Source organism: Paraburkholderia sp. BGA-UO-ETr-F21, from assembly GCF_059567925.1.
In genome coordinates, this window is record NZ_JCAQOY010000031.1 from 60,115 (window position 1) to 83,783 (window position 23,669).

The 23,669-nt window shown below is 56.9% G+C and carries 27 protein-coding genes and 1 pseudogene; 19 read left to right on the forward strand and 9 right to left on the reverse strand.

Translation table 11 applies throughout. The features are described 5' to 3' along the window. Positions 1-4: 4 nt before the first annotated feature. The 3 genes from AC57B1_RS20100 to AC57B1_RS20110 all read right to left on the reverse strand — a co-directional run bounded on the left by AC57B1_RS20100 (position 5) and on the right by AC57B1_RS20110 (position 3,416). Positions 5-1,090 carry a hypothetical protein gene (locus AC57B1_RS20100; protein WP_496418424.1) on the reverse strand — a complete coding sequence of 362 codons (1,086 nt, stop codon included), beginning with the start codon at positions 1,088-1,090 and terminating at the stop codon, positions 5-7. 525 nt (positions 1,091-1,615) lie between these two features. Next, entirely contained in the window at positions 1,616-2,197 is a 582-nt protein-coding gene (locus AC57B1_RS20105; protein WP_496418425.1) for a hypothetical protein, read from the reverse strand. A gap of 709 nt (positions 2,198-2,906) precedes the next feature. Then, positions 2,907-3,416: an HAD domain-containing protein gene (locus AC57B1_RS20110; protein ID WP_496418426.1), complete on the reverse strand. Its 510-nt coding sequence runs from the start codon at positions 3,414-3,416 to the stop codon at positions 2,907-2,909. Between the two features lie 183 nt (positions 3,417-3,599). Here AC57B1_RS20110 and AC57B1_RS20115 point away from each other — a divergent pair, with 183 nt between their 5' ends. The 15 genes and pseudogenes from AC57B1_RS20115 (at position 3,600) to AC57B1_RS20185 (ending at position 14,143) form a co-directional block, all read left to right on the forward strand. Beyond that, entirely contained in the window at positions 3,600-4,118 is a 519-nt protein-coding gene (locus AC57B1_RS20115; RefSeq protein ID WP_408467995.1) for a DUF6471 domain-containing protein, read from the forward strand. Positions 4,119-4,307: 189 nt separating this feature from the next. Further along, complete coding sequence (locus AC57B1_RS20120; protein ID WP_496418427.1) at positions 4,308-4,673, forward strand: hypothetical protein; 366 nt, start codon at positions 4,308-4,310, stop codon at positions 4,671-4,673. 153 nt (positions 4,674-4,826) lie between these two features. After that, positions 4,827-4,982, forward strand: a pseudogene (locus AC57B1_RS20125) (BPSL0761 family protein); the annotation flags it as partial. Between the two features lie 51 nt (positions 4,983-5,033). After that, positions 5,034-5,639, forward strand: coding sequence for an HAD domain-containing protein (locus tag AC57B1_RS20130; protein ID WP_496418446.1), 606 nt, complete (start codon positions 5,034-5,036; stop codon positions 5,637-5,639). Continuing rightward, entirely contained in the window at positions 5,636-5,935 is a 300-nt protein-coding gene (locus AC57B1_RS20135; RefSeq protein WP_496418428.1) for a hypothetical protein, read from the forward strand. Before AC57B1_RS20130 ends, AC57B1_RS20135 begins: the two co-directional genes overlap by 4 nt. 62 nt (positions 5,936-5,997) lie before the next feature. Beyond that, positions 5,998-6,522, forward strand: coding sequence for an HAD domain-containing protein (locus tag AC57B1_RS20140; protein WP_496418447.1), 525 nt, complete (start codon positions 5,998-6,000; stop codon positions 6,520-6,522). A 15-nt stretch (positions 6,523-6,537) separates the two neighbouring features. Continuing rightward, positions 6,538-7,035: a hypothetical protein gene (locus AC57B1_RS20145; protein ID WP_496418429.1), complete on the forward strand. Its 498-nt coding sequence runs from the start codon at positions 6,538-6,540 to the stop codon at positions 7,033-7,035. Next, positions 7,032-7,820 carry a metallophosphoesterase gene (locus AC57B1_RS20150; protein ID WP_496418430.1) on the forward strand — a complete coding sequence of 263 codons (789 nt, stop codon included), beginning with the start codon at positions 7,032-7,034 and terminating at the stop codon, positions 7,818-7,820. The genes AC57B1_RS20145 and AC57B1_RS20150 overlap by 4 nt, the downstream gene beginning before the upstream one ends. A gap of 120 nt (positions 7,821-7,940) precedes the next feature. Next, positions 7,941-8,945 carry a hypothetical protein gene (locus AC57B1_RS20155; RefSeq protein ID WP_496418431.1) on the forward strand — a complete coding sequence of 335 codons (1,005 nt, stop codon included), beginning with the start codon at positions 7,941-7,943 and terminating at the stop codon, positions 8,943-8,945. A gap of 24 nt (positions 8,946-8,969) precedes the next feature. Next, a complete protein-coding gene (locus tag AC57B1_RS20160) occupies positions 8,970-9,551 on the forward strand; it encodes a DUF2442 domain-containing protein (protein WP_496418432.1) in 582 nt (193 codons plus the stop codon). A 120-nt stretch (positions 9,552-9,671) separates the two neighbouring features. Next, positions 9,672-9,899 (forward strand): helix-turn-helix domain-containing protein, encoded by a 228-nt coding sequence (locus AC57B1_RS20165; RefSeq protein WP_496418433.1) that lies wholly within the window; start codon positions 9,672-9,674, stop codon positions 9,897-9,899. Positions 9,900-9,943: 44 nt separating this feature from the next. Further along, positions 9,944-10,156 (forward strand): helix-turn-helix domain-containing protein, encoded by a 213-nt coding sequence (locus AC57B1_RS20170; protein WP_496418434.1) that lies wholly within the window; start codon positions 9,944-9,946, stop codon positions 10,154-10,156. A gap of 236 nt (positions 10,157-10,392) precedes the next feature. Beyond that, complete coding sequence (locus tag AC57B1_RS20175) at positions 10,393-10,470, forward strand: hypothetical protein (protein WP_496418448.1); 78 nt, start codon at positions 10,393-10,395, stop codon at positions 10,468-10,470. 264 nt (positions 10,471-10,734) lie between these two features. Beyond that, a complete protein-coding gene (locus tag AC57B1_RS20180; protein WP_496418449.1) occupies positions 10,735-12,519 on the forward strand; it encodes an SWIM zinc finger family protein in 1,785 nt (594 codons plus the stop codon). Between the two features lie 79 nt (positions 12,520-12,598). Continuing rightward, complete coding sequence (locus AC57B1_RS20185) at positions 12,599-14,143, forward strand: IS630 family transposase (RefSeq protein WP_496418435.1); 1,545 nt, start codon at positions 12,599-12,601, stop codon at positions 14,141-14,143. Positions 14,144-14,444: 301 nt separating this feature from the next. Here AC57B1_RS20185 and AC57B1_RS20190 read toward each other — a convergent pair whose 3' ends face one another. Together AC57B1_RS20190 and AC57B1_RS20195 are read right to left on the reverse strand one after the other, a co-directional pair. Further along, positions 14,445-14,729, reverse strand: a complete 285-nt coding sequence (locus AC57B1_RS20190) for a hypothetical protein (protein WP_496418436.1) — start codon at positions 14,727-14,729, stop codon at positions 14,445-14,447. Between the two features lie 224 nt (positions 14,730-14,953). Then, the gene (locus tag AC57B1_RS20195) at positions 14,954-15,508 is read right to left on the reverse strand and encodes a fasciclin domain-containing protein (RefSeq protein ID WP_496418450.1); all 555 of its coding nucleotides are present in this window, start codon (positions 15,506-15,508) and stop codon (positions 14,954-14,956) included. Between the two features lie 237 nt (positions 15,509-15,745). On the opposite strand from AC57B1_RS20195, the gene AC57B1_RS20200 reads away from it, so the two are divergent. Further along, positions 15,746-16,024, forward strand: coding sequence for a hypothetical protein (locus AC57B1_RS20200; protein WP_496418451.1), 279 nt, complete (start codon positions 15,746-15,748; stop codon positions 16,022-16,024). A gap of 438 nt (positions 16,025-16,462) precedes the next feature. On the opposite strand, the gene AC57B1_RS20205 is transcribed toward AC57B1_RS20200, so the two are convergent. Beyond that, positions 16,463-16,702, reverse strand: coding sequence for a hypothetical protein (locus tag AC57B1_RS20205; protein ID WP_496418437.1), 240 nt, complete (start codon positions 16,700-16,702; stop codon positions 16,463-16,465). Between the two features lie 248 nt (positions 16,703-16,950). On the opposite strand from AC57B1_RS20205, the gene AC57B1_RS20210 reads away from it, so the two are divergent. Beyond that, positions 16,951-17,886 carry a CHAD domain-containing protein gene (locus AC57B1_RS20210; protein WP_496418438.1) on the forward strand — a complete coding sequence of 312 codons (936 nt, stop codon included), beginning with the start codon at positions 16,951-16,953 and terminating at the stop codon, positions 17,884-17,886. 390 nt (positions 17,887-18,276) lie between these two features. Here the strand turns inward: AC57B1_RS20210 and AC57B1_RS20215 are convergent, their stop codons facing one another. Then, positions 18,277-18,474 (reverse strand): DUF3562 domain-containing protein, encoded by a 198-nt coding sequence (locus tag AC57B1_RS20215; RefSeq protein ID WP_496418439.1) that lies wholly within the window; start codon positions 18,472-18,474, stop codon positions 18,277-18,279. A 384-nt stretch (positions 18,475-18,858) separates the two neighbouring features. On the opposite strand from AC57B1_RS20215, the gene AC57B1_RS20220 reads away from it, so the two are divergent. Beyond that, the gene (locus tag AC57B1_RS20220) at positions 18,859-19,293 is read left to right on the forward strand and encodes a hypothetical protein (RefSeq protein WP_496418440.1); all 435 of its coding nucleotides are present in this window, start codon (positions 18,859-18,861) and stop codon (positions 19,291-19,293) included. Between the two features lie 260 nt (positions 19,294-19,553). On the opposite strand, the gene AC57B1_RS20225 is transcribed toward AC57B1_RS20220, so the two are convergent. Beyond that, positions 19,554-20,036: an NUDIX hydrolase gene (locus AC57B1_RS20225; protein WP_496418441.1), complete on the reverse strand. Its 483-nt coding sequence runs from the start codon at positions 20,034-20,036 to the stop codon at positions 19,554-19,556. Between the two features lie 328 nt (positions 20,037-20,364). Further along, positions 20,365-21,912: a methyl-accepting chemotaxis protein gene (locus AC57B1_RS20230; RefSeq protein WP_496418442.1), complete on the reverse strand. Its 1,548-nt coding sequence runs from the start codon at positions 21,910-21,912 to the stop codon at positions 20,365-20,367. Between the two features lie 590 nt (positions 21,913-22,502). On the opposite strand from AC57B1_RS20230, the gene AC57B1_RS20235 reads away from it, so the two are divergent. Beyond that, positions 22,503-23,339, forward strand: coding sequence for a CHAD domain-containing protein (locus AC57B1_RS20235; protein WP_496418443.1), 837 nt, complete (start codon positions 22,503-22,505; stop codon positions 23,337-23,339). Positions 23,340-23,669: the final 330 nt, after the last annotated feature.

The following is a 23,669-nucleotide window of genomic DNA, read 5'->3' on the forward strand; positions in this document are numbered from 1 at the left end:
GCCGTCACGTCTGTGTCAGACCACGCAGATACTTACTGGTCGAAGCTACATATAGCGCTTCATACGGGAGATGGTCTGCATGTACCATAAAGTCGTCTCTGTCCAAATGTTTCGTTTCCCGAAAAGTCGTCAAGACCCGCGCCGTCTCGGAGAAACCTCTGAGACGGTTGGCCACTTCGCAACGAACATATTCTTCGTTGAGCTTTCCATCGGCTAACAACTCGGGATACAGCAAAATTTTGTGATGCAGATGGTTGAGCGCTTCACATAATTGCTGGGCCCTCCCAAATGCGTAATCCCATACCACTAGGGAAAGAAAGGGTGGGCACGGAACGCTCATTTCCCGATGGCCGAGCTTCCAATGCCATTCGATTGCCCGCCCCCAAATGGTACGACGCTTACTCTTACAGTCGTCGGGACTCGGGCGCGGCATCGCGTCAAAATATGCCGCATGGGCAGTTGAAAAATTCGCCCCCTTGCTTCCACGCTTCATGACAGCCATCTCGAATATGTAGGTTCCCGATACGACCACAGGAATTCCGGAGCGACGCTGGAAATTCGAAATGAAGTCCAGAATTTCGTTGGCCTCGCTGCGGAGCGCATACCTGTTCCCGCCGTCAATCACAAGAAGACCCAAGTTCAGAAAGATGCAGGCGGCAATTACTGCTGAGGGGCCGTTCTTTCCACGAAAATAGGCGAAGTTGTCCTTTCGCGTCTTCGATGAAGAAAGCTCGCCCATTAGCGCTTCGCCGAAATTCTCAATGAAGCCGCTCAGCGTGGAGCAATCGGGCCAAGTCACGACGAGCATTGGAACGAAACGCATCTCGACGGGACCTTTGCCAGCTATTCTCTTCATGTATCGTGGGCGACCCATGGCTACTCGAAGTCGCTGCAGGAATGCGGTGCGTCCAGCGCCGGAGACTCCAATCAACTTTATGCTCAAGCCGACAAGACTTTCGAGGAAATCTGGAAAGGCTGGAGTCTGGCTTCCCTCCATTACATCGCCTTGGTCCCAGTAGAAGCGCGCATACCGGATTTCGCAGGGATTGCGTAATCGAAGAGAGAAGCGAACTGCGGAAAGTATCTTCATGTACAGTTCGGCTGCCTCAGTAGTCGCCAGATATGCTGTTGGGAACGCCGCGTAGGCCTCGATTGAATATCCTATGTCGATACTGTTCGGGTCCGCGGGTCGCCCTACGCCGCGCCACCGTAGCGCTTCGGTGGCATGCTCTATTGTTTTGACGTCGGGCAACAAACAGGTCAATGGATTCGTTTCGTTCGCCGGCGTGACGCATGAACGTGGAGGGAGTCGAAGGCTCCTTCGCTGACGCGCCTCAAGGGATTCCGACTCGACTTCATCTGTGAGTTCCATTGTTTGGTACTGAGTCCCCGAAGATACGACCTGCGTGCATACGCGCTCTGCAAGCTCATTCATTGCGTTCCCTCGGGCGAGCGTATTCGGATGGGGTCGAGGCCACTTCGGTTTCGCGGGTCACAGCGCGACGATTTTCGTCCATAGCGTCGATGGGGCTTTCAATGCTTCCAAGCAATCCTTGGACACGACAATGGATTCGCTCGACGATGGCGTTACCAAGAACAATGTGAATTGTCATCCTTACCTCGCACTCGATTTAGAGGTGCTTTTGCCTGCATCGGAATGCTGCTGTCGGACCTCCAGGTGCAGCCATACCGTGTCCAATTCGCCCCAGCCAGTAAGAAGTATTGGTGAAAGACCGTCGATGCGCCGAGTGCGCGAGTACGTCATTGCCAGACCAAGGGGCGCCTGCTTATTCAACACAACACGACGAGCGGCCAGTAGGCCAATTTCGCTGCGCTGCATTGGTTGGTGTACAAGAGGCATCAGTTCGCTGGCTCGCGCGGCGAATTGGGAAGGGGACTCGAATTTTCTTCTTCCTGATGATTGATTCAACTGGCGGCTGGCACCCCCCAAGTCGGTGGACGGACGAGCAGTGAATGTCGTCAACGCCTTGATTGAAAGGCTATTGAGTTGGTCCAGCAGCAAACTGGATGTTGCGTTCTCCGCGGCCCACCATTTTTTCGTATTCGTTGAGAGAACCACGTGGCAATCTACATATGGGTCCCTCAACATTGACTTGCTCTGGATATCGCGCCGAAGGAAGCCATATCTGGTGCCGCTGGAGAGACTACGGCGAGATGTGAAAGTGAAAGTTCTCATAGAAACCTCTTTCGCCGCATGCGTTAAAGATACGTGCGACTTAGATTTTTCGAAGCACCCTCCGAGAAAGCCCTAGCCGCTGACGGGAACGGCCTTCTCGGGTGATGCACCAACGCAACTGAGCGGCGCGCCGCAAGTCACAAATCGTCAATTGGCATCGTTTGCTTCGCTCGCTCTCAGCCTCCCCTGCTGAGGGCAAATTTTAGAAAAAAGCCCCTTCTGCCTTGTCACAATCTAAAATTTAGGAGATAATATCTGCGATTAGCTCTGTAATTACTAGATGCAAACTAGCCGGTTATCATACTCGGCGGTTGGCGTTCGTCAAGTGTTTCTTCGCAATTTTCCTCACGCATTCCGTACAAGCCTTGCTCCGCCTATCTTTGCGGGCGGCACTCGCTTCAAACTTTCTTGCCGGCCCTCAACATTTATTCGATTTGGCGCTCCACAAACCGCCAGCGGAGCGACCCCGCGCCGAGCGCCTCTTCTAAAATGCATGGGCAAGCTGACTCCTAAAATGGCGGCAAGCTGACGTCTAAAGCGGCGGCAAGCTAACGCCAAAATTTCAGAAATAAGAGTCTTTCGACTTCCGTCGCGACGCCGAAACCCTTTAGGGGCGGTCCTGTCGGAGTTTGGTTACGCACGAGCTCATGCGGGACGCAAGGGCAACCGCTCAGCTAAAAAATGTCGCCTACGCTTTAGATGGAAGCGCTCAAGCCATACAGCGCTTGCGGGCAAGCATCCCTCGCAGCCGCCGCCAGTCGTCATGGTCCGCCGCCCAAAGCCCGTTGGGAACAATAACTGCCTCATCGCGCAACGGAACCGGCACATGGCGGGCATCGCTTTCGAGAACAGTCACGACCTGCGGCTGTCGCCGCCGAACATCTTCAGCAAGCCATTCGCTTTTGCTGGTGTTCTGGCTCAACCTGTGGCGCAACAACCTATTACCAGGTATGGTCGCGCCCACAACATGAGCCCCTAGCGATTCGGGTAATAGGTCAAGCACGCAGTGAAAGCCCGCTGTGTTTACCCAACTCGACGTCAGAACGACATCGACATGCTGCTCCTCCACAAGCAAGGCGCTCAGTTGGGTCACATGTGCACTATCAATTGCTAGATAGATTGCGCCGCGGCCTAATCGCGGAGGGGCAAACGTTCTACGCAAAAGAACGCCCTCGACCGCAAGGTAAAGTATCGAATGAGAGGCCATCGTCGCAACCATTTCAGCGCGAACATGTGACCATGCCGGAGGCTGACGATATACTCGAACTAGTGCCGCGCAGCGATGCCGGCAAACGGGGACTCGTTGCTGAAAAATGCTCTTTTGCTTCTATCGAGCCGACAACTCAGTGCGATGTTTTTCGCACTTAAGCGTAGTCCATAACTTGGCGAACGCAAGGATTTTATGAGCGAAGCCGATACCCCTTGGTCCCGACTGGCATCCCGCGTCGCACGAGTCGTCCTGGCGCGGAAGGACGTAACTTACGCGGCGCTCGCGGACGCGCTCGCCGCAGATGGAAGCGCGGACGGTGAACGCGCACTGGTCTCCCGTATCTCTAGGGGAACGCTGAAGCTTAGCTTGCTGCTTCAGATTATCTCCATCACTGCCGCGACTCCGCCAGAACGGTGGACTCAGGCGCTTTGCCGTGAAGGCAACTGGGAGCAAAAAGCCCGAGATGTCATCGCTAGCGAGCTTGCACGCCAGCCTGCCAACGACGTTTCGGAACTCTCGCGGCGCCTCGGCCGTCTCGGTGCAACCCTGCCCGCGAAGACCTTGGAAGCGAGCATCGCTTCCGGAGGCATGCCGCTCTCCGTGTTCCTACAGTTGCTTCTTGTCCTCGGTTCGGACTCGCTCGAACGGTATGTGGACTACGAGGACCTTCTTGAAGCCGCCAAAGCTACATCGCTAGACGAGAGCCACTAGCGTTGGCTAAAGCCGAAACGACCTTGCGTTTTCAGGATGCCGGCCTACACTGGATAAGTGCGAAAAAAATCGCACTTGACGCGCATAAAGTCGAACTACGCGAGCGCCCCCACCGTTGAAGCAGCATGCAACTCATGCCTCAGGCATGCCTCGCTGACTTCGCGGAATGCCTCCTCATGGAGACAGACCATGCCAGTCTGGTTCCCTCCTTCCGTAGACATCGAGCCCGAGCTCACGCTGCAGCACTGGCGCGTCATGCAGACAGAGCGCGATGAGCGCCACCTTGTCGGCATGCGAACCGATACGGGTGTGGCGCGCGTGACCTCCGCACTACGCGAGCTCGACGCGTTTTCGTTGGTCGCCATCACCGGCTCTGGCCGCCGGTACCGGCTTGTTAGTGAGCCCGGATGGACGCACGACACCATGTTTCTGTGGATAGCATGGTGTCTGAAGAACGATGTGCGCACTTGCTCCGACGTGACATACAAGTATTTTTATCCGCCGTTCGGAATGTTGGGCTCGCGGTCTGATTCCCAGGTCGATACGGGAGACTAGCAATGCCAGTCTGGAATGCAACTCCCTTCGCTGAAAATCAGACCGTCAAGATGTCCGACCGGTGTACTTCTGAGACGTCGCAGCAGTGGTGCCTAGTTCGTCGTGTCTCGTGGGACGTCGCCGTTACGAGGGAGTATCTGTGTGGAGGTCGCCGTGACGACACCTGAACAAAGGACCAAGGCCGTCAGGGAGACTCGCCAGTTCCTTGAGACAGTCCGCGGGGCCGAGGATGAAATCTTGTGGGACCTAGTACGAACAATGGCCGGCCAATTGCTCCGCCACTACCCTCTGGACGCGGACCTTAGTCGCTCTGGCCAGGCTTTGCCTGATGTCTGGGGGCCACCTTGGGATAAGCAAATTATGACCGCGTCCGCCGATAGACGCCGCGCCGCCACGGCGAGCGCGGCACCAACAGCGAAGCTGGAAGAACGCGCAGGCGTCGTATTCCTGGACATTGATAACACCCTGCACGCTTCGAACGCTTTCCTTTTTGAAGGCAAGGTAATCCCAGAGTCACACACCAGCAAGCTTTTCGAATTCGCTCCTATTCTCGAGCAGCTACTCGAGCCCTACCCGGCTCTCGCAATCATCCTCAGCAGCTCCTGGGTCGAAGTTCTTGGATACGACCTTACGGTGGCGCAGTTGCCGAGCGATTCATTGCGAGCACGAGTGCGCGGCGCCACTTTCGAAAAAGAAGACGCAGTTGATGAAGGTTGGGCCGCCTTGCCGCGAGGAACTCAGGTCCTTCGTTTCGTTCAGCGTCACGGGCTCCAGCGATGGCTTGCTATCGATGACAGGCGCTCGGGATTCGATGGCTACGAGGTGCGCCTCGTTCATTGCCAAGTGGGTGTCGGCCTTGGCGACAAAGATGTGCAGCAAGTGCTCGCACGTCGTTTGGAAATCATATTTGGTCCGCATGATTCATGCTCGCTATCAAGTCCATCTACCACGGATGAGCCGACGTGAAGCCGAAGCGGCAGAAATGGCCAAGTTTCGTCGGTCCCGAAACATTGCGCGTTGCGGGGTACGCGTTAAGCGGGGTTACAAAGCAACTGGCGCGACTACTAAAGCGGCATCTTGAACGGCGACGACCCATGCTGACTCGACGAGGCGATACGGGGATTCCCAAACGCGACGTCTTTCGCCTTCTCTGTCGCGTATTTTCCAAGGCACTGCTCAATCCGCGCGACGGTGACGCGACGGACGCGGCGCGACAGAGAAAGGCATTGATGTTCGCGCTGGCTGCGGCAGATTTGCCTTGAGCCCTCCGAGTCGGCGGCATTCCGAGCGCACTCAATCGGCAACGTAAGCGGAGAGGAAGATGATGGAACTCACGGCGCGACCTCTAACCTCGCTCGCCTTTGCGCCTACGATTTATCTCAACTACGGGGGCGTACTGAACCGCGGTCACGGCCTACTGGACGAGATTGGCGACATCACCCTCGATACGTGCCGGCCGCTGCTCGAGTACGCGCCGTATCTTGTTGACGTCCTCACACCGTACCCGAAGGTACAAATTGTCCTAACGACTTCTTGGCTGCACAGTCTTGGCGCCGGAAAGACCATTGCGCTGCTACCAGACGAGCTGCGTCATAGAGTAGTCGGAACAACGCTTGGCACACCGCCTCGCATATGCGAGTTCAGAGAAGGGACAGCTAAGACCATGTCCGTTATACGCCACGCAGCAAAGTACTTTCTGACCAGGTGGCTGGCGATTGATGACGATGCATGGGGTGTGCCTTCCGGGTTCGAACAGCATTTCTTGCACACGGAGTCGGACACAGCGCTAGGGGCGTCCACAGCGCGCAGGCAGCTAGGAGAATGGCTCGAAACCGCGTGCGAGCCGTGATTGCGGACGAGTGCAATGAGTCGCGGCGACATCTCTCGGCTCCTGCTGCTGCTCGGCATTCCAGCCGGATGCGCAGCGGTCGGATTGCTGCTGGGGCAGGCTATCTGCGGCAAGCCATCGACGGTTGAGCGTAGGCGCTGGCGGCTGGACACAAGTGCGGCGTACCTGCGTGACGCGCATGACTCATCGCTGTCGCCGCATACCCGCCTCAAATGCGCGTTTGACGCGATGTACTTCTGTTTGTGCGAAATCGCCGGGACGCGCGGCATTGACGTCGAGGGCATGGTGCACCCTAACGCCGAAATATTAGGCGTGGGTATGTCTGCATTGATTACCTCGTCGCACGACCGCCTAACAGTGGAACGATTGATGGAATGGGCAGCCGATTCATCACCGTTCCTGCCGCAGATACCGCTAGACGAAGCATGTCGTCTGGCCGCCCGCGTCAACGCTGACACGCTTGCAATTTTCGCGCAGCGACGCGCTACAGGCGACCCGGCCGGAGAACGATGATGCGCTTTCAGATTGCCTCCGACCTTCACCTCGAAATGCTCTATCGGTTCGCGGGTTACCGCGTCATCGAGCCAGTGCCGAATGCCGACGCATTGATTCTAGCCGGCGATATTCACTCACACACGCACGCAATCAAAGCGTTCGCGGACTGGCCCGTGCCCGTCTACTACGTACATGGAAACCACGAAGGGTATGCGGCACACTACTACGGTGTCACGGCGGAAATCGCTAGGGTAGCAGCCGGGTCAAACATCCACTACCTTGAGCGCAATGCGGTTGCCTTGGGTGGTCTCCGGATTCTGGGCGCATGCCTGTGGACAGACTATGAACTCAATGGCAACGCCCCCTCAGCGATGCGCGAGGCGGAGCGTTGCCTTAGCGACCATATCGCCGTTCGCGTTGGAGACGGCGGATATTTCACGCCAGCCATTGCTCGTGCTGAACACATGAAATCACGGTCTTGGCTACAGCAGCAGCTTGCATTGCCCTTCGACGGGAAAACCATCGTTGTGACGCATCATGGGCCGCATCCACAATCAGTGCATCCTCGCTATACCGGCGACCTACTAAATGCAGCCTTTGTCAGTAACCTGACGCCGCTTGTCGAGCAAGCTGACCTGTGGGTCCACGGCCACGTCCACGACTCTTTCGATTACAAGGTCGGTAAGTGCCGCGTGGTCGCAAATCCGCGAGGGTATGCGCGCAATCGACAATATGCAGAATCGCCGGACAAACTGGAATGGGAGAATCCAACATTCAGTGCGGAGCTGGTCGTCGAAGTGTAGCGGTCCCGGCGAGTTGACTCGCGATTGCGACGCCGGCAAAAACCACCAAGCGCCGTCGCTAGCAGCAGTTGTAAATGCCGGGGCGCGTAGTCACATTGTCATCTATGCATGGAGTCGCACGTGGCTAACAGCGGTTGGGATATTGCCATGTGTCGAATCGACGCCATCTACGACCTCCCTCAGTTTGTAGCGTCATCGCTTGTCTGCAAAATCGCTGCAAACAAGTTCCGGCTGCCAGCGACGGACCGTAGCAAGTTCCATAATTTGCCGGACGAAGTGATTGTCCGCATAGAAAAGATTGTCCGCGACGCGTACATCGAGGCTGGTGAAGACGTCGGCGGCAACGCTCTACGCGAGCATCTTTGGCAGCAAGCCCTCGATGCCCGCCACGCCATGATTGCAACTGGCGAGCTGATTTCAGAAGCCGATTTCCGCCATCGCCTCGGCGTCACCCCGCGGCGTCTCAGCAAAATGCTGACAGAAGGCAGCGTGTTCACGCTGGAGGTCGACGAAACCGTGTACTACCCAACACTGCTCGCAGAACCGGGCATTGACCACAACAGGTTGCAGGCAGTTTGCAGAATCATCGTTCCGGCGCCGCCAGACTCCCGGCTTGATTTTCTTACGTCGCGGCGTGGAAGCCTCGGTGACCGCAGCCCTCTACAAATGCTCAGCAACAACAGTGATTTCAAATCGTTGCAACAAGCGGCTGCGGCGTGGGCAGCAGAGTGGTCACGCACTGCCGTCAAAATGTACGAAGGCACGCACGAAACCGAACCCGCCGGCGTCACGCCGTTGTATACGGCGAGCACAGAAATTGACCCGCGCCGAGCACTATGGGAACGTGCATCCGAGGCTCTCCATGCGCACGGATACGAATGGCCGCTGGGACCGTATCCGGACGTTCGGAAGTTTACCCTCTTTGTCGAGCGACAAACTGCTGGAGATGCTACGCCGACGACCGAAGCTTGCGTGCAAATCATTGCGGACGGTGAATACATCCGTGTCCGCGTCGTCGCTGCCCCGGGCACTGCGCTGCATCCAGAGACGGTGCTCCGCGATAAGCACGAGAGCTTCGTCGAAATCGCTAAACGTACCATCACTCATCTTTGCAAGCGCATTTAGTCGCCAAATGAGCAGGGAGAACGAATGACAAGCCCCGATGAACCAACAGCAATCTCGGTAGACGTGAATGAACGTGACATCACCCTCCTGCTCAAAGACGGTCGAGAATTTCGAGTCCCGTTACGATGGTTCCCTCGATTGCTAGCGGCGACGCCCGAGCAGCGACATGAAGTCCACGTTTGCGCGGCCGGCGCGCAGCTGCGTTGGAATCAATTGGACGAAGATATCTGCGTTGGCGCGCTCATGCTCGACGTCGAGCAGCTCTTGATTGAGGAAAAGTTGAGCTCGCAGATACCTGACGACTTTCCCTCAGACACGACGCCAGCGTCACTATCCGGGTCGCAACCAAAACTCGCCGCGCGAAGGATTGCCGGGAGGATTGTCGTCGGCCTGACGGCACCAGAAAGATATCAGCGATGGGAAATTTGCGAGAACCTAGCGCGGCAGCTGGTTTCCAAAACGCTCAAGGACGCTGCAAAGTTTCCCGAGCACTTGCACGATACGACACTCCGACGAATGCGACGAGCCATTGAAGGCAAGCGATGGACAAGCGTTGTTGAGACGGATTGGCTTATGGAACGGCTGCGGGTCCTGCTTGGGTGGTAACGGGTGGCGAAAAGCAGGCTCGAATGTAAACCGATTTCACGCGGGGATTGCGTGAGATTTGAAGGCCGTTGACGGCGCCGGGTAGCCCCTTGTTCCAAGGGCATGAATATGAGCCAAACCATGACCGTCGCAGAAGTTGCGGTGATGCTAAATGTCACACCCGCTTATGTCGTCAAGCTAATCGCCGACGGCAAACTGCGCGCCAGGAGAAATCCGGACGGCAGGTACACGCTCGCACGCAAAGAAGCGGAGGCTTACCGCTTGAGAGCAAAACGGCGCGGCCGCAGGGCGCTCGAAAACCTTGCGCGCGTCTCGGAAAGCGCCGACATCTACAACAAACAAAAGTGACTGGGGACTGCTCGTTCAGTTGCCCACCCCTAGCGGAGCCAAACATGACCATCAATGAAGTCGCGACATTTCTGTTTGTGAGCCGGTCGCACGTTAGGCAACTGCTCGAAAACGGAGTCTTGCTCGGCGCCCGGGGGGATAACGGCGAGTACATCGTCGATGACGGGTCCGTCCGGACGTACGGGAAAAAGCTGGACGAAAGGGCTAGGCGATATCTCGACTCTCAGACGGAAGACGACGAACCGCCTGGGCTCTAGAAAAACCTGGTCGAGACGACGTGGGTCTCAACAATACAAGTTGCGTCGCCGATGCACGAGTTCCGTAACTGGATGCTGCTGCGACGAACGTCCGGGAAGCGGCTTGAAGGACGAAGAGATGGTAAATCGCATCCGACCGGTTGTAATCCAAGTAACCGTGCATGAAGACAGTTTCCTTGCCCGCTTGGAGGGGCGGCGGCAAGCTGCGCGTTCCTTTGCGATGATTTCCGAAACTGCTGGCGGCCACGCCTGAGCAACGAAGAGCGGTCCGCATCTCCGCATCGGGCGCGAGTTTGCATTGGGACCAGATATGAGGACCTGAGCGTCGACGGGCTAGTCCAAGACGCGGAACGCCGGCATCTTGAGGAACGGCTGAAGACGGTTGGAATTTCGGTCAAGGTCGACATCGATAGGTTGTAGTTCGCGTGCGCCCGGTGCGAAATCTGGCGCCCCCCAATCCGGGGCGTCGATTGCCAGTGTACGCAGTGGTCCGATGTGGCGAAAACGGCACCGCCTAGCCACGCGCCGCGCTGCCAGCGAGATAGAATTGTGCGTTGACTCACGTAGAGAAAATACCGATGTGTGCCGCGTCTCGCCAGTCGCCGTTTACAGACATCATTACCCTCGCCGAGGTCCAATCGCTCGCTGACCTGAAAACGTTCGCTCGGGGCAAAGCCTATTTCCACGACGGCGTGGTATCGCGCCTTGAGGAGCATGACGGTGTGCTTCGTGCCAGTGTGCGCGGCACGCATCGATACAGCGTCGAACTTGGCGTTGGCGATGATGGAGAGCTGACATACGAGTGCGACTGTCCAGTGGGCGGCGACGGCATTTTTTGCAAGCATACTGTTGCGGTCGCGCTTTCATGGCTCGAAAATTCGGGTGAGGAAGTGTTTCATGTCGACGAAACCGAGCCGGCAAAGCCGCGCAAGAAGCGAAAGACATACGAAGAGCAAATCCGCGAATACGTGGCGGCACTGAACAAGGAAAGTCTGCAGGAGTTGTTGCTCGAAGCCGTGGCGCGTGACATGACGCTTCGCGACAAGCTGCTCTTCGCTGCGCGTGCGGCAACCGCTAACGACTTGCCGGGCATGAAGGCAGCGGTGCGTCAGGCAACGCGAATTTCGCGACCGCTTGACTGGCGGGAATCCGGAGCGTATGGGGACGGCCTGATGTCGCTCGCAGATATGCTGCGCCAACATCTCGCAGGGCCGAATGCGGCGCAGGTAGTCGAGCTCGCGGAACTGGCGATTGCCGGTGCGGAAAAGAGTCTCGAACAGATTGATGACTCTGGCGGTGACGTCATGCCGGCAATAATGGAGCTTGCATCTGTTCATCTAGCAGCCTGCCAGCAGACACGACCGGATGCGGTGAAACTCGCCGAGCGCCTGTTTCGCTACCAGACGGAAGGAGTATGGGACACGTTCTACGATGTGTTGCCAGCTTACACCGAACCGTTGGGCGACACCGGACTGCGCAGGTACCGCGAGCTTGTTGTAAATGGATGGGGCGCGCTACCGTCACTCGCGCCGAGCAATGAATTTCGGAGGTCTTTCGAGCCGCTACGGATGCGACTTGAGCGGGCGATGGAGAGGCTCGCGGAACTCGATGGTGACGTCGACGCACTGATTCGCATTCGTTCGAAGGACCTGTCGAGTCCGTACCGTTTTTTGCTGGTCGCAGAGCTTTGCGCGAAGCATGGGCGTCTCGATGAAGGGCTGACCTGGGCGGAGCGCGGGCTTAGGGAGTCAGGAAACAATACTGATGTGCGTCTGCTTGATTTCTGTATAGCCGAGTACTTGCGGCGGAAGGATTTTGAGAGGGTCGATTCGTTCGCCTGGCGGCGCTTCGAGTCGCGTCCCGTCGCCGAAGCGTTCACAGCGCTGATGGATGTCGCCAAGACTACCGGTCGGTACGATTTAACGCGCGAGCGCGCACTCAAGCATATGTGGGAGCTTGTCCGCACGGAAGAGGCTCCGTCGAAAGCGAAGCGCAGCCACTGGCAAACGCCGAGCCGTACCGAACTGGTCAAGGTTTTTCTCGCCGAGCACGAACGTGAGGCCGCATGGGAGGCGTTCTGCGGAGGTCCAGTAGCGGTAAGCATGTGGGCAACGGTGGCGGCGGTTCGCGCGAAGACCCATCCGCACGACGCCATTTCGCTGTACCACCGCTTACTGCCAATATCGGCGGAAAATGGCACACGGAACGCGCGATATGACGAGGCTGCTGGAATCGTACGGGCCATCGGCCGGTTGAGAGCAGAACTGAGCGAGCACGCGCTGTTCACCATAGAACTCGATGAAATCCGGAAGGCTTATCGTGCCAAGCGAAATTTCATCAAGACGCTGGCTGCGTTTCAATAGTTCTGCGGTCGCCCTTGCCGTCTTGTGGCCACCGATAGGGTCATGCTATTTCGATGCGGCCCAGATGAGGAGGCTGCTCATGTACTCAGATATCAAAGAGTGGACGCGTATCCGAGCGCGGGTTCTCAAAAAGGGCGAATCCATCCGGTATGTCGCAAAAGTCGAGGCCATGAGCCGGAACACTGTCCGGAAAATGGTCCACTTCGAGTTGCCCCCAGGCTACTGCCGGGTCACCGACAATACGAGAGATGCCACCCGCTGCCGAAAACTGGCAGTGCCATGGTCAGCGGTCCAACGCATCGTACGTGCACTCCCGGAGCGCGGGGCAGCGCAGTTCCTGGCCCGCTTGTTTAGCGAGGACGACACGGAGGAACTCGAAGAGGCAGCCGGGCGTCGATTGCGCAGGTGGGGTGTTCTCGAATCTCCGAAGACAGGCTCTGCTGAGCGGAGCCGACAGCGATGGCAGAACTGGATGTATCAAGTCGAACAGGGACTCATTTCTGTGCCAGCAGGTGAGGATGGCAGGCAACAGGACAGCCTGATGCGAATGCTGTTGCCGGTATCAAGGAACCAGCGCCATAAGTCGCTTACCGTGCTGGCACATGAAGCAGGTTTTTCCTTACGGGAAATCGCGACGCATCTCGCCATTAGCCGCGCATCCGTTCGCACGTACATCGGCGACTACACGGCGGGTGGATTGGAATCACTGTTCGCAAAAGCGAGCCGCTCCCGCAGGGAGGACGACGAAGCGCTGAAGAGCGCGGTTTTCACGCTGTTGCACGAGCCACCGTCTGCATCCGGCATTAACAGGACGACATGGAAAATGGTCGACCTGCGGCGAGTGCTGGCGGTGCATGGGCATCATGCGGGCACGGATACTATCCGGTCGATAATGCGGCACGCCGGCTATCGCTGGAAATCGGCCAAAATTGTCCTCACAAGCACCGACCCCAATTACCGGGAAAAACTTGACCACATCCGGTCGGTTCTAGCCAACCTTCAGTCTGACGAACGGTTCTTCTCTATCGACGAGTTTGGGCCCTTCTCCGTCACTATGAAACCCGGCCGCGTGCTGGCGGCCCCCGATGTTCAGCCGAATGTTCCACAATGGCAGAAATCGAAGGGGTGTCTGATTTGCACCGCCGCACTGGAGTTGTCGTCCAACCAGGTGACGCATTTCTATTCCACGGCCAAGAACACCGATGAGATGATTCGCATGGCAACTGCCCTGCTCGACGAGTACGGTTTGATGCGGAAGCTGTATCTCTCGTGGGACGCAGCCTCCTGGCATCTTTCGAGGAGACTGTCGGCGTTCATTTCTGACCATAATGAGTCAGCGCAATCGCGTCATCAGCCGATTCTGGAACTGGCGCCCCTGCCTGCAAGTGCGCAATTCCTGAATGTCATCGAGTCAGTCTTCAGCGGCATGGCGCGAGCCATCATCCACAATAGTGACTACGCGTCCGCGGATGCTGCGAAGGCGGCAATTGACCGCTATTTCGCAGAGCGCAATCAGCACTTCAAGGAACATCCGAAACGCGCGGGCAAAGCAATCTGGCGAAAGGAGCGGACGACGAGCGAGTTTTCGGCTGCGAACAATTGCAAGGACCCGGCATACCGATGAATCGTTCGGGACATCATTATCGATACGGCGGGGGCGGCCGGTGGTGCGGAGGCGGCCGACGATGATGGCGCGTGGGCAGTGGTAGCAGTTTGCACCTGCGAACAAGATGTCCATGTACCCAAACGCGCCGGCATTCCATAGCCGGCGAGACCGTTCGGAAGTTGCCGAAGGCACGGGACGACTGTGCCTTCAATTTGCCTGTTGCAACTAAAGAGTGTTCAACGCTAACCGTTTCTCTGGGCTATTGAAGACGCTTGCATTGCGCTCCGCGGGGCCAGAAAAAGTTGAAACTACCTGACAGCTACTGAACCATCTTCGCCGGCACGTTGCTGTCATTGGGCTGCATGGTCGGCATATCCATACGCGCGCTGTCTCCCGTTTTGCTCATGTCGCCAGGAACCCTGTTCCACGGGCTCGATACCGGCTCGCTGTGGTACGTCATCCCGGCGGTTGCTGCACCGTGAGCGCCGCCGCTGCCATTGCCACCGTTGCCGTTTCCGCCAGCCTGCGCAAGCGTAGCGGCACACACGCAGAGTGACGCGATAATGACACGCGCGACCAGAGTTTTCATCGTCAACTTTTCCATGGTGTTTCTCCCGTGATATCGGCTCATGCGTTAGCCGCGCCGAAGTCTCAAATACCGCTAAACACTGAGTGCTTGCGTAGCGGCGAGCGCAAGCAGCCACTCCCATCTGAACGGGGCAAACATGCCCTGTGTCCAGATGCGAGGTGTGTGGGTAAGTCGTGGCTCGACACCAAAAATGACAGGGCCGCGCTGAATTCAAACCCGTGACGGTGCGCGCCTGCCTTTTACTTCGGCATCAGAACCTTATCGACCACCATGATGACGCCGTTGCTCTGCGTCACGTCGTAAGTTGATATGTCGGCGGTATGGCCGCCGGCATCCATGACTACGATGTTGTGCGGACCATTCTCGGTGAACGTCAGCGGCTCCCCATTGACCGTTTTCAGTTCCGCCTTGCCGCCGCCGGCCTTGATAGCCGCGTCGAGCTTACGGAAGTCGTAGCGCCCAGGAATGACGTGGTAGGTCAGGATGCTTGTCAGCATCGCCTTGTTTTCAGGCTTGACGAGCGTGTCGACTGTGCCTGCCGGCAATGCAGCAAACGCTTCGTTTGTTGGTGCGAACACCGTGAATGGCCCTGGGCTCTTCAACGTATCGACGAGGCCTGCGGCTTTGACCGCAGCGACGAGCGTTGTGTGGTCCGCCGAGTTGACCGCGTTGTCCACGATGTCCTTGCTTGGATACATGGCTTGGCCACCGACCATGACTGTGTCGCCGGCGGCGAAGGCGCCGGATACAGCTGCAGACAATGTGACAGCTACGAACATAGTCTTGTAATTCATCATGTGCTCCCCCTGAGTTACCACGCGTGATTGCGCGGTCTTGAGCTCATATACGGGGATTACTCGCGCCTGGATTCGCAGCGGCGCTTATCGCTATGTCGCACCTTGATGCCAGGGAAACGTCGCAAGCCGGTCTCGGGTGCAAGCGGAGCCATAGCCTCGACGCTGGGACGCGTTTCGTTGTCACATTCAGTTGATATACAGGAGGTGTAATCTAGGTTGGAGAATGTTTTGAATATGCGAAAGTCAGCGTTGCGCGTCGAAACCGCAGCGAAGCATCCGTTTGAGAGTTGCTTCGTTAATCTTGGTGGGCACTCTGCTGAGCGTGCGCTCACCGCACTCACCGCAGCGATACATGCCGCTCAACGCGAGATGAATGCCTTCGACTGGATTGCAGGCGCACTTCCTGGCGCGACCCTCAAACCAGCTCTAGCCTTCGGTACCGTTGGCGAACTTTATCGGGCATACACAAGACCGGCTGAGCTGGGACGCTTGAAGGGCGTGATGCGGTTCTGATGGGCATCCGCAAGTCTCCTTCAGCAGGATTCGGAGGATACGCCTGCCTCGTCGTCAAACAAGATGTTACGTTTTGTGGATAGGGCGAATCGCCTCAACAGTTCCTTACCTCTCAATGTTGTTGTTAGTCTCGCACCCCCTCTGCCCGTGGGTATCAGCGTTATCAGCTCTCTACGTTGCAGTTGAATTGTCTCGGGGTCTGAGAGCGCTGCCTGCTGAGGCGCATTCTGGACGACATATAGCATCGCCAGTTCGTGTGGACTAAGAAGATTCTGCATATTTACCTCGAATTTGCTGTGCAGCTTGTCAATTGCACGGCATCGCAAGCCAAGCGTAGCGCGGCTTTCAAGTCCTCATCCCTAGGCTACCAGTGTTTTGTGACAACCTGGCTGTCGGCCCTGCAATCCCGCGAGCTCTCCGGTCGTGGCTCCGCCGATGTTAGTGCGGGCCTTTCAAGTCCTCGGAATACCAGTGCTGCATTTCTTTCAGCAAAGCTATGTATTCTGCGATGCCCACCGTTGCCGACGCGGATGTTGCTGCGCGATTTACTTCGTCCCAAAGGGAGTCGAATTTTTCGAGAGCAACCACGCGCGGCAGATGATGCGCCGTCATAGTTTTAAACGCTAGCCGGAGTTCCGCTGCGCTGCGTTGGACGGCCTGTTGATGTTGAGAGGGCATGGAGTCGGTGGTGCGGTGGACGTCTCTCAATTTAGCGAATCAAAAATCGAACTGACTTATTTAGTGTAAGTTTTTTCAAGTCAGACAAAATGACCTTTGTTAAACGTTGAGCTGAAGCAAGATGGGCCCGGCCGCAAGCTTGGATTGCCGCGTTGTGCGTTGTACGATGCAACGAGTTTTACACTGCGGTTCCGATGGATTGCGATGCCAGTCTGTTCTTCACTTCGACTTCCTGTGAGTTCGCCCAGATGACTACCGCACTCCAAATGACGGTCTCCGGTCTTATGCATGAACCCGTGACCGGAGCTGGCGACCGTCAGGATGGCGCTCTGGCCGTTGCACATTCGATTGCGGATGGCTTTGAGATACTCGCGGCGCCCCCGGCCGAGCAGTTCGACCTACGCGTGCGTGCGTTGAGTTCCGGTCCCGACGGCGAGAACCTCCACAAAATTCGAGTCGCGTTGCGTCGTCTGCGCTCGCTGTGGTGGGCATATCAGCCATATCTCAATAAAAAGGAAGCCCGCGCGCATCGCCGCGAGTTCAAGGCTTTGGCCGATGCCGCTGGACAGACGCGCGACTGGGATATCCTGAGGCAGGTGGTCGCTTGCGACGAATCGACGAAGTATTCGTTTAAAACGCTGCTTGAAGATGTTGACTCGCGTCGCAAGGATGTTTTTATACGTAGCCGCGAATCTTTAGAGCGTGCCGATGCTACCCAGCTGCTTCGAAAACGCATTGGTAGCACTGTCGGGCAACTCCGAGCGCAAAGGTTCGAAGAACTGCTTCCTGCTTTTGCCCGCCGGCGGATTGATGATGCAGGAAAGTCGTTGGACAGGAAATTTCAGCGTGCCGTCGCACACCAAGCGCCCGAATATTCCGAGCTCCATGAGCTTCGTATCGCAGGGAAGAAACTTCGATATCTACTGGAGTTCTTTCTACCTGTGCTGGACGATTTCGACCCAGCTAACATCAAAGTTCTTTCCAGCTTGCAAGACGAATTGGGCAGGGTCAACGACCTCGCCGCCAGCGAAGCGTTGCTCCTCAAGCATGAAGCACAGTTCCGGGACCCCCGACAAGCTAAGACCGCAATTTGCTACGTCGGCGAGCAAAAAATCCATCGCATGCAAAGTGCATATCAACTGCTGCACGCGGTCGACCGGATGCTCGCTATCAAGCGAGAGTAACGCTTCAGGACTTCCGAGACTTTCGTTTCCTTGCCTCGATACGGCGTACAAGGTCTGTCAAGAGCCACCTTGCAACGACTTCCGGACCCGTCATATTGTGTTGAGCAAACTTGATTTCACTTTCGAAGTAAACAATTACTGTCCCGTCCATGACTCGATATCGGCCAACGTAACGAGTCTCGTTCATTTCGACGGCAATTTCTTTCGTCGTTTCGTAACTTGCGTCCATCAACACCTGTTCTCATCGTATTGCAATATTGCAACTTACAGGGACAGATTGATTGGGTCAATGTGATGCCGAACTGAAGTTTTCGGCACCGGGTCTCGTTAAGCCTGCGAGCATTGCGGCAATTTGAGGCGTTATGACGGAACATGAGGCGTTGCGTTCGTTCAATGTTTCGCGTCCGCTATCGACTTGATGTTTTCGCGTACCCGGCGTGCCACCAGAACGCCAAGATAATCGAGAATCCGCGCGCCATCACTGTACTCAGCCCACGTGTCTGCGTACATCCTCGAAACCGTCTCCGCAGGCGTATTCGTGTCGGTCGCAATCGACCTTACGATATCTTCAGAATTGGGTTGTGTCATCGTGTTCTCCATACATTTAGTGAAGGGAACCGCGCCTTGCGAGCTTAGTAGACGACACGGAAGAGCATTGGACAAATTGAATCAGGCTATCGCCGGGGCGACCTGTCGCGCGAGGAGCTCGGTGCTCTGGTGCGCGGGCGTCATTTACCTCGCCGACCCTTAGGGGGCAAACTGCCTCGCTGGTAACAGCGCTAGGCGGCATACCGTCGTCGATTGATGTTGACACGATTTGGAAACGTGCGTTTGCGCTGCATCAACAGCTGGCTCCAGCAACGTGGTGGTCGCTGAGCGCCTTCCGAAGCTGCGCCGCAGGTTCCTGGCTCAATGTTTACTACACAATAAACCGTATATACTATTTATACCGTTACAACCGTGGAGATAATGATGAGTGTGCCGACCGTGCAGAAGCCGACGAAAAAAGCATTTCACTTCCCGAAGAACTCGAAAGGCAAGGAAGCGGCAGTTGAGCTACCGGTTGCTGAACCGCAGGTTGCGGCAGAGTCTAGCCCTGTCAAGAAGAGCGCCAAAGCACCGCGCGCTTCGGTCCCGAAGGCAGAAAAAGTCGCTGCTCCTGTTGAAGTGAAGGCCAAGCGCGCAAAAAAAGAGAAGGTCGTGCGCGACAGCTTTACGATGCCAAAATCGGACTACGAGAAGATTGATGCGCTAAAGAAGAAATGTCTCGACGCGGGAGTTTCCGTCAAGAAGAGTGAGCTTCTGCGTGCCGGGTTACTAATGCTTGAAGCTGCTGCACCCAAACGACTTCTGGCCGCAGTATCCGCGGTAGAAGCAGTGAAGACTGGGCGGCCAGCAAAGGAGTAATTGCCGGACCGTGTTGCCGGATTACGCATCGGGTTAGTAAGCGGCTAGGCGACACCATACCGGTCGGTGCGCCGGGCACTAAAGCTTTGTTGCCGTTTGAACTGGAGGCGATGCTATACGCCATGCGCCGCGTCGCTTCTCGGAATTTGCGGACAGAGGGCCTTGTCATAGGGCGCCTGTCAGAGCACCCTGTATTTCGGTGCGCCACCTCGAAATCTGGTTGACGCAAGTTGCAGCGCACGCTTTGACAGCCCAATGCGTCAGGGTCTGGGTACTATCAGTGCTGAGTGGCCGCTTTGGCTAGTGTCCTGAAACATCGCTGTCATGTTGTGGACGAACGACCGGGCAAGCTGTCGGCGGCTTGGCGAGCTTGCCCCTAAGCCACGATTGCTCGCCAGCAGCTCAACGATTGCTTTAGTAGATACGCTGGTTGCAAGGCCTGGAATGTCCGACACCTTTGCCCAGCAGCAGCGCGCGATTTCATTGCTTGGCACTGGCGACTGGCCGTGCTCAAGCTGCCCTACGAACACGTGGTGGCGGGTTCGCATACCGGCAAATTCAAACATGTACCTGATAGCCGCAGTGCGAAGGAGCGTTTCTTCGAACAGCTCGCGCACGGCCGCTTCCTCGAGTGTCTCGTCACTCTCCGGCTTGCCACCGGGAAGTGACCACCTGCCTCGCTCCCTTCCCACGAGGAGAACGCGGATTCCCTGTTGGCAAACTACGGTTGCGCGCTGTTTCATGAAGCCTCGTTCCTGTCATGTCCCGCACCGGAACTGAGCGGGGCAAATAGTCTCTACGCAACGCGACTAACTTTCTTCGCCTTGCTTGCATGCCGTTCGCCTTCGTGACGCTTAGCCGCCGCCCGGAATCAGGCAGGCGCAAAGCACTGACGCCTAACGCCGGAAGATGAAGATATTGATTTTTTGGCGTGACATTTGTATGACAGGGTCATCGCGACCAACAGCGCAGGGCGCTCATGTTGGTCCACGCACGCAGGGGCAGTATGCCTGCAGAGACGGGCTTTTCTGCGAAGCCGGGTTCGCTCCAAAGCGCCGAATCAACGGTGCGTCACACGCGGAATGTCTGAACAGACTCTCTCAATTGTTGAGCTTGTGTTTCCAGCGCATTTGCTGCGCTCACGCTATCCTGAACCAGAGCCGAGTTTTGCTGGGTCATGCGGTCCATTAGTGAAACGGCAGCGCTGATTTGGTCGATGCCTGCGCTTTGCTCGCGAGAGGCGCTTGCAATGGCGTCGACGAGCTCGGTGACGCCGGTTACTGAGCCGAGAAGCTCGACGATGGTTTCGCCTGCGACCTTGACGGCGGTGCCGCTCGAATCCACCTCCGTCGTGACGTCTCGAATCAACGCTGCAATCTCTTTTGCCGCCGTCGAACTACGCTCAGCAAGGCCTCTTACTTCCTGCGCGACAACGGCGAATCCGCGACCTTGGGTTCCCGCGCGGGCCGCTTCCACCGCCGCGTTGAGTGCGAGCAGATTGGTCTGAAACGAGATACCTTCGATAACCGATGTGATTTCCCGAATCTGGGCCGAGCGTTCCGCGAGGCTTTGCATTCTTAGCACTGCATCTGCTGCTGCGCGGTCCCCCTCGCGTGCCTTGGCCGACGCGACGCTCGCAAGCTCGCGCGCCTGTACAGCGTGGTCAGCGTTAGCCTTAACGGTTGATGCCAGTTGCTCCATGCTTGCAGACGTCTGCTCGATGCTCGCAGCCTGCTCTTCCGTTCGGCCCGCCAGTGCAGTGTTGCCTGCGTTGATGTCGGTGGTTGTATTGGCGATGGTGTCGGCAGACGACTGGATGCCTCCAATCATCGATGACAGTCTTGAACGCATCAGACTCATCGCGTACATCATGCTGTGGGTGTCGCCATTTTTTACGGGAACGACGACCGACAAATCTCCCTCGGAGACCCGATGAGCAATGCTGGCCGCTAGCGCCGGTTCGCCGCCGAGCTGATGGAAAAGCATCCGTGCCATAGACGCGCAGAGCAGTGCTACTAAGCCGACGCCTATGGCGATGGACCCGGCAACGACCCATTGCACTATCCGGCTGGTGCTCAATGCGCGGTCGTATTCTGCCTGTGCCGCAGCAAGTTGAAGTTCACGCAGTTGTGCCCCTTCTGACTTGACTGCCATAGCGGTAGGTTCGATGGTCTGAGTGACGACCCATTGTGCCTCAGACAGGTTGTTTGCCTGCAGTAACTGCGCGACGGGCCTGAATCCCTTGTCGCGGAGCGTACGCCAGTTCGAGGCAAATTGTGTGGCCAGCGTTTTCTGGTCGCCCGTCAACGGATAACTGAGAAAATTGTTGATGAGCTGGTCGATTCTCTCGACGCGTCGCGCTGTCGCTTCGGTCACTGCCTGCGTCTTGCCGGCGGAGGGGTCCAAGACGGCGTCACTTACGGAAAAATGCGTCTCGGCCACCAGTTCGTCGATTGTCGATATCGTCTGAAGAGCCTTTGTACCGCCCTCGAACACGTCCTTAAGAGCGGCTGTGCCTTGCGACATGCCAAAGAGTCCTGCGCTTCCGATGGCGACGAGGACAGCTGCAACACAGCCCGTCACAATTAGAAGGCGGCGCTTTACGGTGAGATTTTTCATGAAGGTTGCGACTGCGGAGGTACTGCGTAGTACGAGAGGCTCCAGCATGCCTGCAGCAGTGCCGACATTGCCAGGTGGATAGCCATTAGCGCATATGCGTCTTGATTACGGCCATACGTCCGAAGACTTCAGTGAAATTTATGTGACGATGTGCACTCATATGGTGCAACCCTAAGGTCGGCGGCCTTTGCGTTTTGCACGGGGACAATTACTAAGCAGCGACGTGCTTCCTCGGCCGGCAATGTCGCTCCGGCGACCGGGACGTTCACACCGAGCTCCGCGCCGCCAATATTGCGGCCAGGCCAGCGTGGAGAAACGATAGATACTGTTTTCCGCACATCGCATCTTGACGTCTTTGTGCGTGAACCAGTTTGCCAAGAAGGTGACCAGGAAGAAGTTTCCGCTCACCTATACTTGACCCAGCAGTGGCCGGCCACGATTACGGCCCGCCATCCATACTTATGCGCGTTCGACGATGCTGGTTACCAAATATGTCATCTTTGTGTCGGGGGCCGCGGCCGAATGCACTGGAGGCTCCCTGCGTGGTGGAATTGCTCTTGCTCGATTGAGCAGTACTTCAAGGAGGTCGCATGAGCACCGAAAACGAAGCGAACCTATCCGAACCAGATTCCGCCGAATCGCATTTTTCCTCGTTCGCTGAGCCTTTGGTCGAGGAAGCTATTTCGCACGCCGCTGCACTGAACGCTGACCCTGACGCAGAAGTCCTCCACAAGCTCCGGGTTGCGTTGCGACGACTGAGGTCGCTTCTCTGGGCGTATCGACCTTTGCTTGATAGTAGCCTTGACGACAAGCAACGAATCCTTTTCAAACAGCTCGCGGGAGCCGCTGGCGAAACCCGCGACTGGGACATTCTCATCGAGTTGCTTGACCAGGCGCTCGGCGTTGCGCAGGCTCCCACCGATAGTCTTAGAACCGCACGCTCTGCGGCCCTGAAGATGAGCCGTGAAACGCTGTCTAATGCCAATATCAGGTCCGAGCTACAGGAGGCGCTTACGAGCGCAAGCGAGGCCTTGCGCGCGACGCACAGCAACACGGCGCTGAAGAAGTTTGCGCGCCGGCGTCTGAAGTCCGCAGAAAGGTCATTGCATAAACGCATGCGCCGCGCATCGCGCAGCAAGCGGTCCGACTATGGGGCGTATCACGAGGTCCGCAAGGCCGGGAAAAAAGTCCGATACCTGCTCGATTTTTTCGAGCCATTGCTTACGGGAAAGCAACTGCAATCGGCGAAGGAATTGAAGAAAATTCAGAAGCGATTCGGCGCACTGAACGATGTCGTTGCCAGTGAGGTATTGCTGAGCGCCAACCCACACTTGTTCCAAAAGAGGACTGATTTAAACCACGCCCTTGAGGCGCTGGAAGCAAAGCGCAAGTCCCGAGCCCGTGCAGCTGCCAAGCTGCTGCGATAAATGCGGGCGCCGGACATTTTTTGCGGTAAGGCTCAGCGCAGGTGCCTGGTCGCCTCAGGGACGGCCGGTGTAATTTACGGCCCTGCCACTCAATTGCTGGATACGTCCTTGAGCAGCGCATCTTCAAATCAGGAGAACAACGTTTAGGCACGGCGGTTTCAAGAGCGAAGCGCAACACCGGGATCAATGGCCGGGGTGAGGATTGACTGGGCGGTTTCAAGAGTGAAGCGCAACAGGGGGCTAATGAATGGAAGCTGAGGTTATCGACGCGGTTGCAAGCATACGTTCGAAGACCTCGAATGGCGAATGAAATGCATGGGTAGCGCGAGG

What these genes read in the sequence shown, in the direction of transcription:
- AC57B1_RS20170 (WP_496418434.1), top strand. Translation starts at nt 9,944, where the DNA reads ATGACCATCAATGAAGTCGCGACATTTCTGTTTGTGAGCCGGTCGCAC.
- AC57B1_RS20200 (WP_496418451.1), top strand. Translation starts at nt 15,746, where the DNA reads ATGCGAAAGTCAGCGTTGCGCGTCGAAACCGCAGCGAAGCATCCGTTT.
- AC57B1_RS20210 (WP_496418438.1), top strand. Translation starts at nt 16,951, where the DNA reads ATGACTACCGCACTCCAAATGACGGTCTCCGGTCTTATGCATGAACCC.
- AC57B1_RS20230 (WP_496418442.1), bottom strand. Translation starts at nt 21,912, where the DNA reads ATGAAAAATCTCACCGTAAAGCGCCGCCTTCTAATTGTGACGGGCTGT.
- AC57B1_RS20215 (WP_496418439.1), bottom strand. Translation starts at nt 18,474, where the DNA reads ATGACACAACCCAATTCTGAAGATATCGTAAGGTCGATTGCGACCGAC.
- AC57B1_RS20120 (WP_496418427.1), top strand. Translation starts at nt 4,308, where the DNA reads ATGCCAGTCTGGTTCCCTCCTTCCGTAGACATCGAGCCCGAGCTCACG.
- AC57B1_RS20225 (WP_496418441.1), bottom strand. Translation starts at nt 20,036, where the DNA reads ATGAAACAGCGCGCAACCGTAGTTTGCCAACAGGGAATCCGCGTTCTC.
- AC57B1_RS20150 (WP_496418430.1), top strand. Translation starts at nt 7,032, where the DNA reads ATGATGCGCTTTCAGATTGCCTCCGACCTTCACCTCGAAATGCTCTAT.
- AC57B1_RS20145 (WP_496418429.1), top strand. Translation starts at nt 6,538, where the DNA reads ATGAGTCGCGGCGACATCTCTCGGCTCCTGCTGCTGCTCGGCATTCCA.
- AC57B1_RS20205 (WP_496418437.1), bottom strand. Translation starts at nt 16,702, where the DNA reads ATGCCCTCTCAACATCAACAGGCCGTCCAACGCAGCGCAGCGGAACTC.
- AC57B1_RS20195 (WP_496418450.1), bottom strand. Translation starts at nt 15,508, where the DNA reads ATGAATTACAAGACTATGTTCGTAGCTGTCACATTGTCTGCAGCTGTA.
- AC57B1_RS20190 (WP_496418436.1), bottom strand. Translation starts at nt 14,729, where the DNA reads ATGGAAAAGTTGACGATGAAAACTCTGGTCGCGCGTGTCATTATCGCG.
- AC57B1_RS20180 (WP_496418449.1), top strand. Translation starts at nt 10,735, where the DNA reads ATGTGTGCCGCGTCTCGCCAGTCGCCGTTTACAGACATCATTACCCTC.
- AC57B1_RS20105 (WP_496418425.1), bottom strand. Translation starts at nt 2,197, where the DNA reads ATGAGAACTTTCACTTTCACATCTCGCCGTAGTCTCTCCAGCGGCACC.
- AC57B1_RS20160 (WP_496418432.1), top strand. Translation starts at nt 8,970, where the DNA reads ATGACAAGCCCCGATGAACCAACAGCAATCTCGGTAGACGTGAATGAA.
- AC57B1_RS20220 (WP_496418440.1), top strand. Translation starts at nt 18,859, where the DNA reads ATGAGTGTGCCGACCGTGCAGAAGCCGACGAAAAAAGCATTTCACTTC.
- AC57B1_RS20140 (WP_496418447.1), top strand. Translation starts at nt 5,998, where the DNA reads ATGGAACTCACGGCGCGACCTCTAACCTCGCTCGCCTTTGCGCCTACG.
- AC57B1_RS20185 (WP_496418435.1), top strand. Translation starts at nt 12,599, where the DNA reads ATGTACTCAGATATCAAAGAGTGGACGCGTATCCGAGCGCGGGTTCTC.
- AC57B1_RS20235 (WP_496418443.1), top strand. Translation starts at nt 22,503, where the DNA reads ATGAGCACCGAAAACGAAGCGAACCTATCCGAACCAGATTCCGCCGAA.
- AC57B1_RS20165 (WP_496418433.1), top strand. Translation starts at nt 9,672, where the DNA reads ATGACCGTCGCAGAAGTTGCGGTGATGCTAAATGTCACACCCGCTTAT.
- AC57B1_RS20110 (WP_496418426.1), bottom strand. Translation starts at nt 3,416, where the DNA reads ATGGTTGCGACGATGGCCTCTCATTCGATACTTTACCTTGCGGTCGAG.
- AC57B1_RS20100 (WP_496418424.1), bottom strand. Translation starts at nt 1,090, where the DNA reads ATGAAGATACTTTCCGCAGTTCGCTTCTCTCTTCGATTACGCAATCCC.
- AC57B1_RS20130 (WP_496418446.1), top strand. Translation starts at nt 5,034, where the DNA reads ATGACCGCGTCCGCCGATAGACGCCGCGCCGCCACGGCGAGCGCGGCA.
- AC57B1_RS20115 (WP_408467995.1), top strand. Translation starts at nt 3,600, where the DNA reads ATGAGCGAAGCCGATACCCCTTGGTCCCGACTGGCATCCCGCGTCGCA.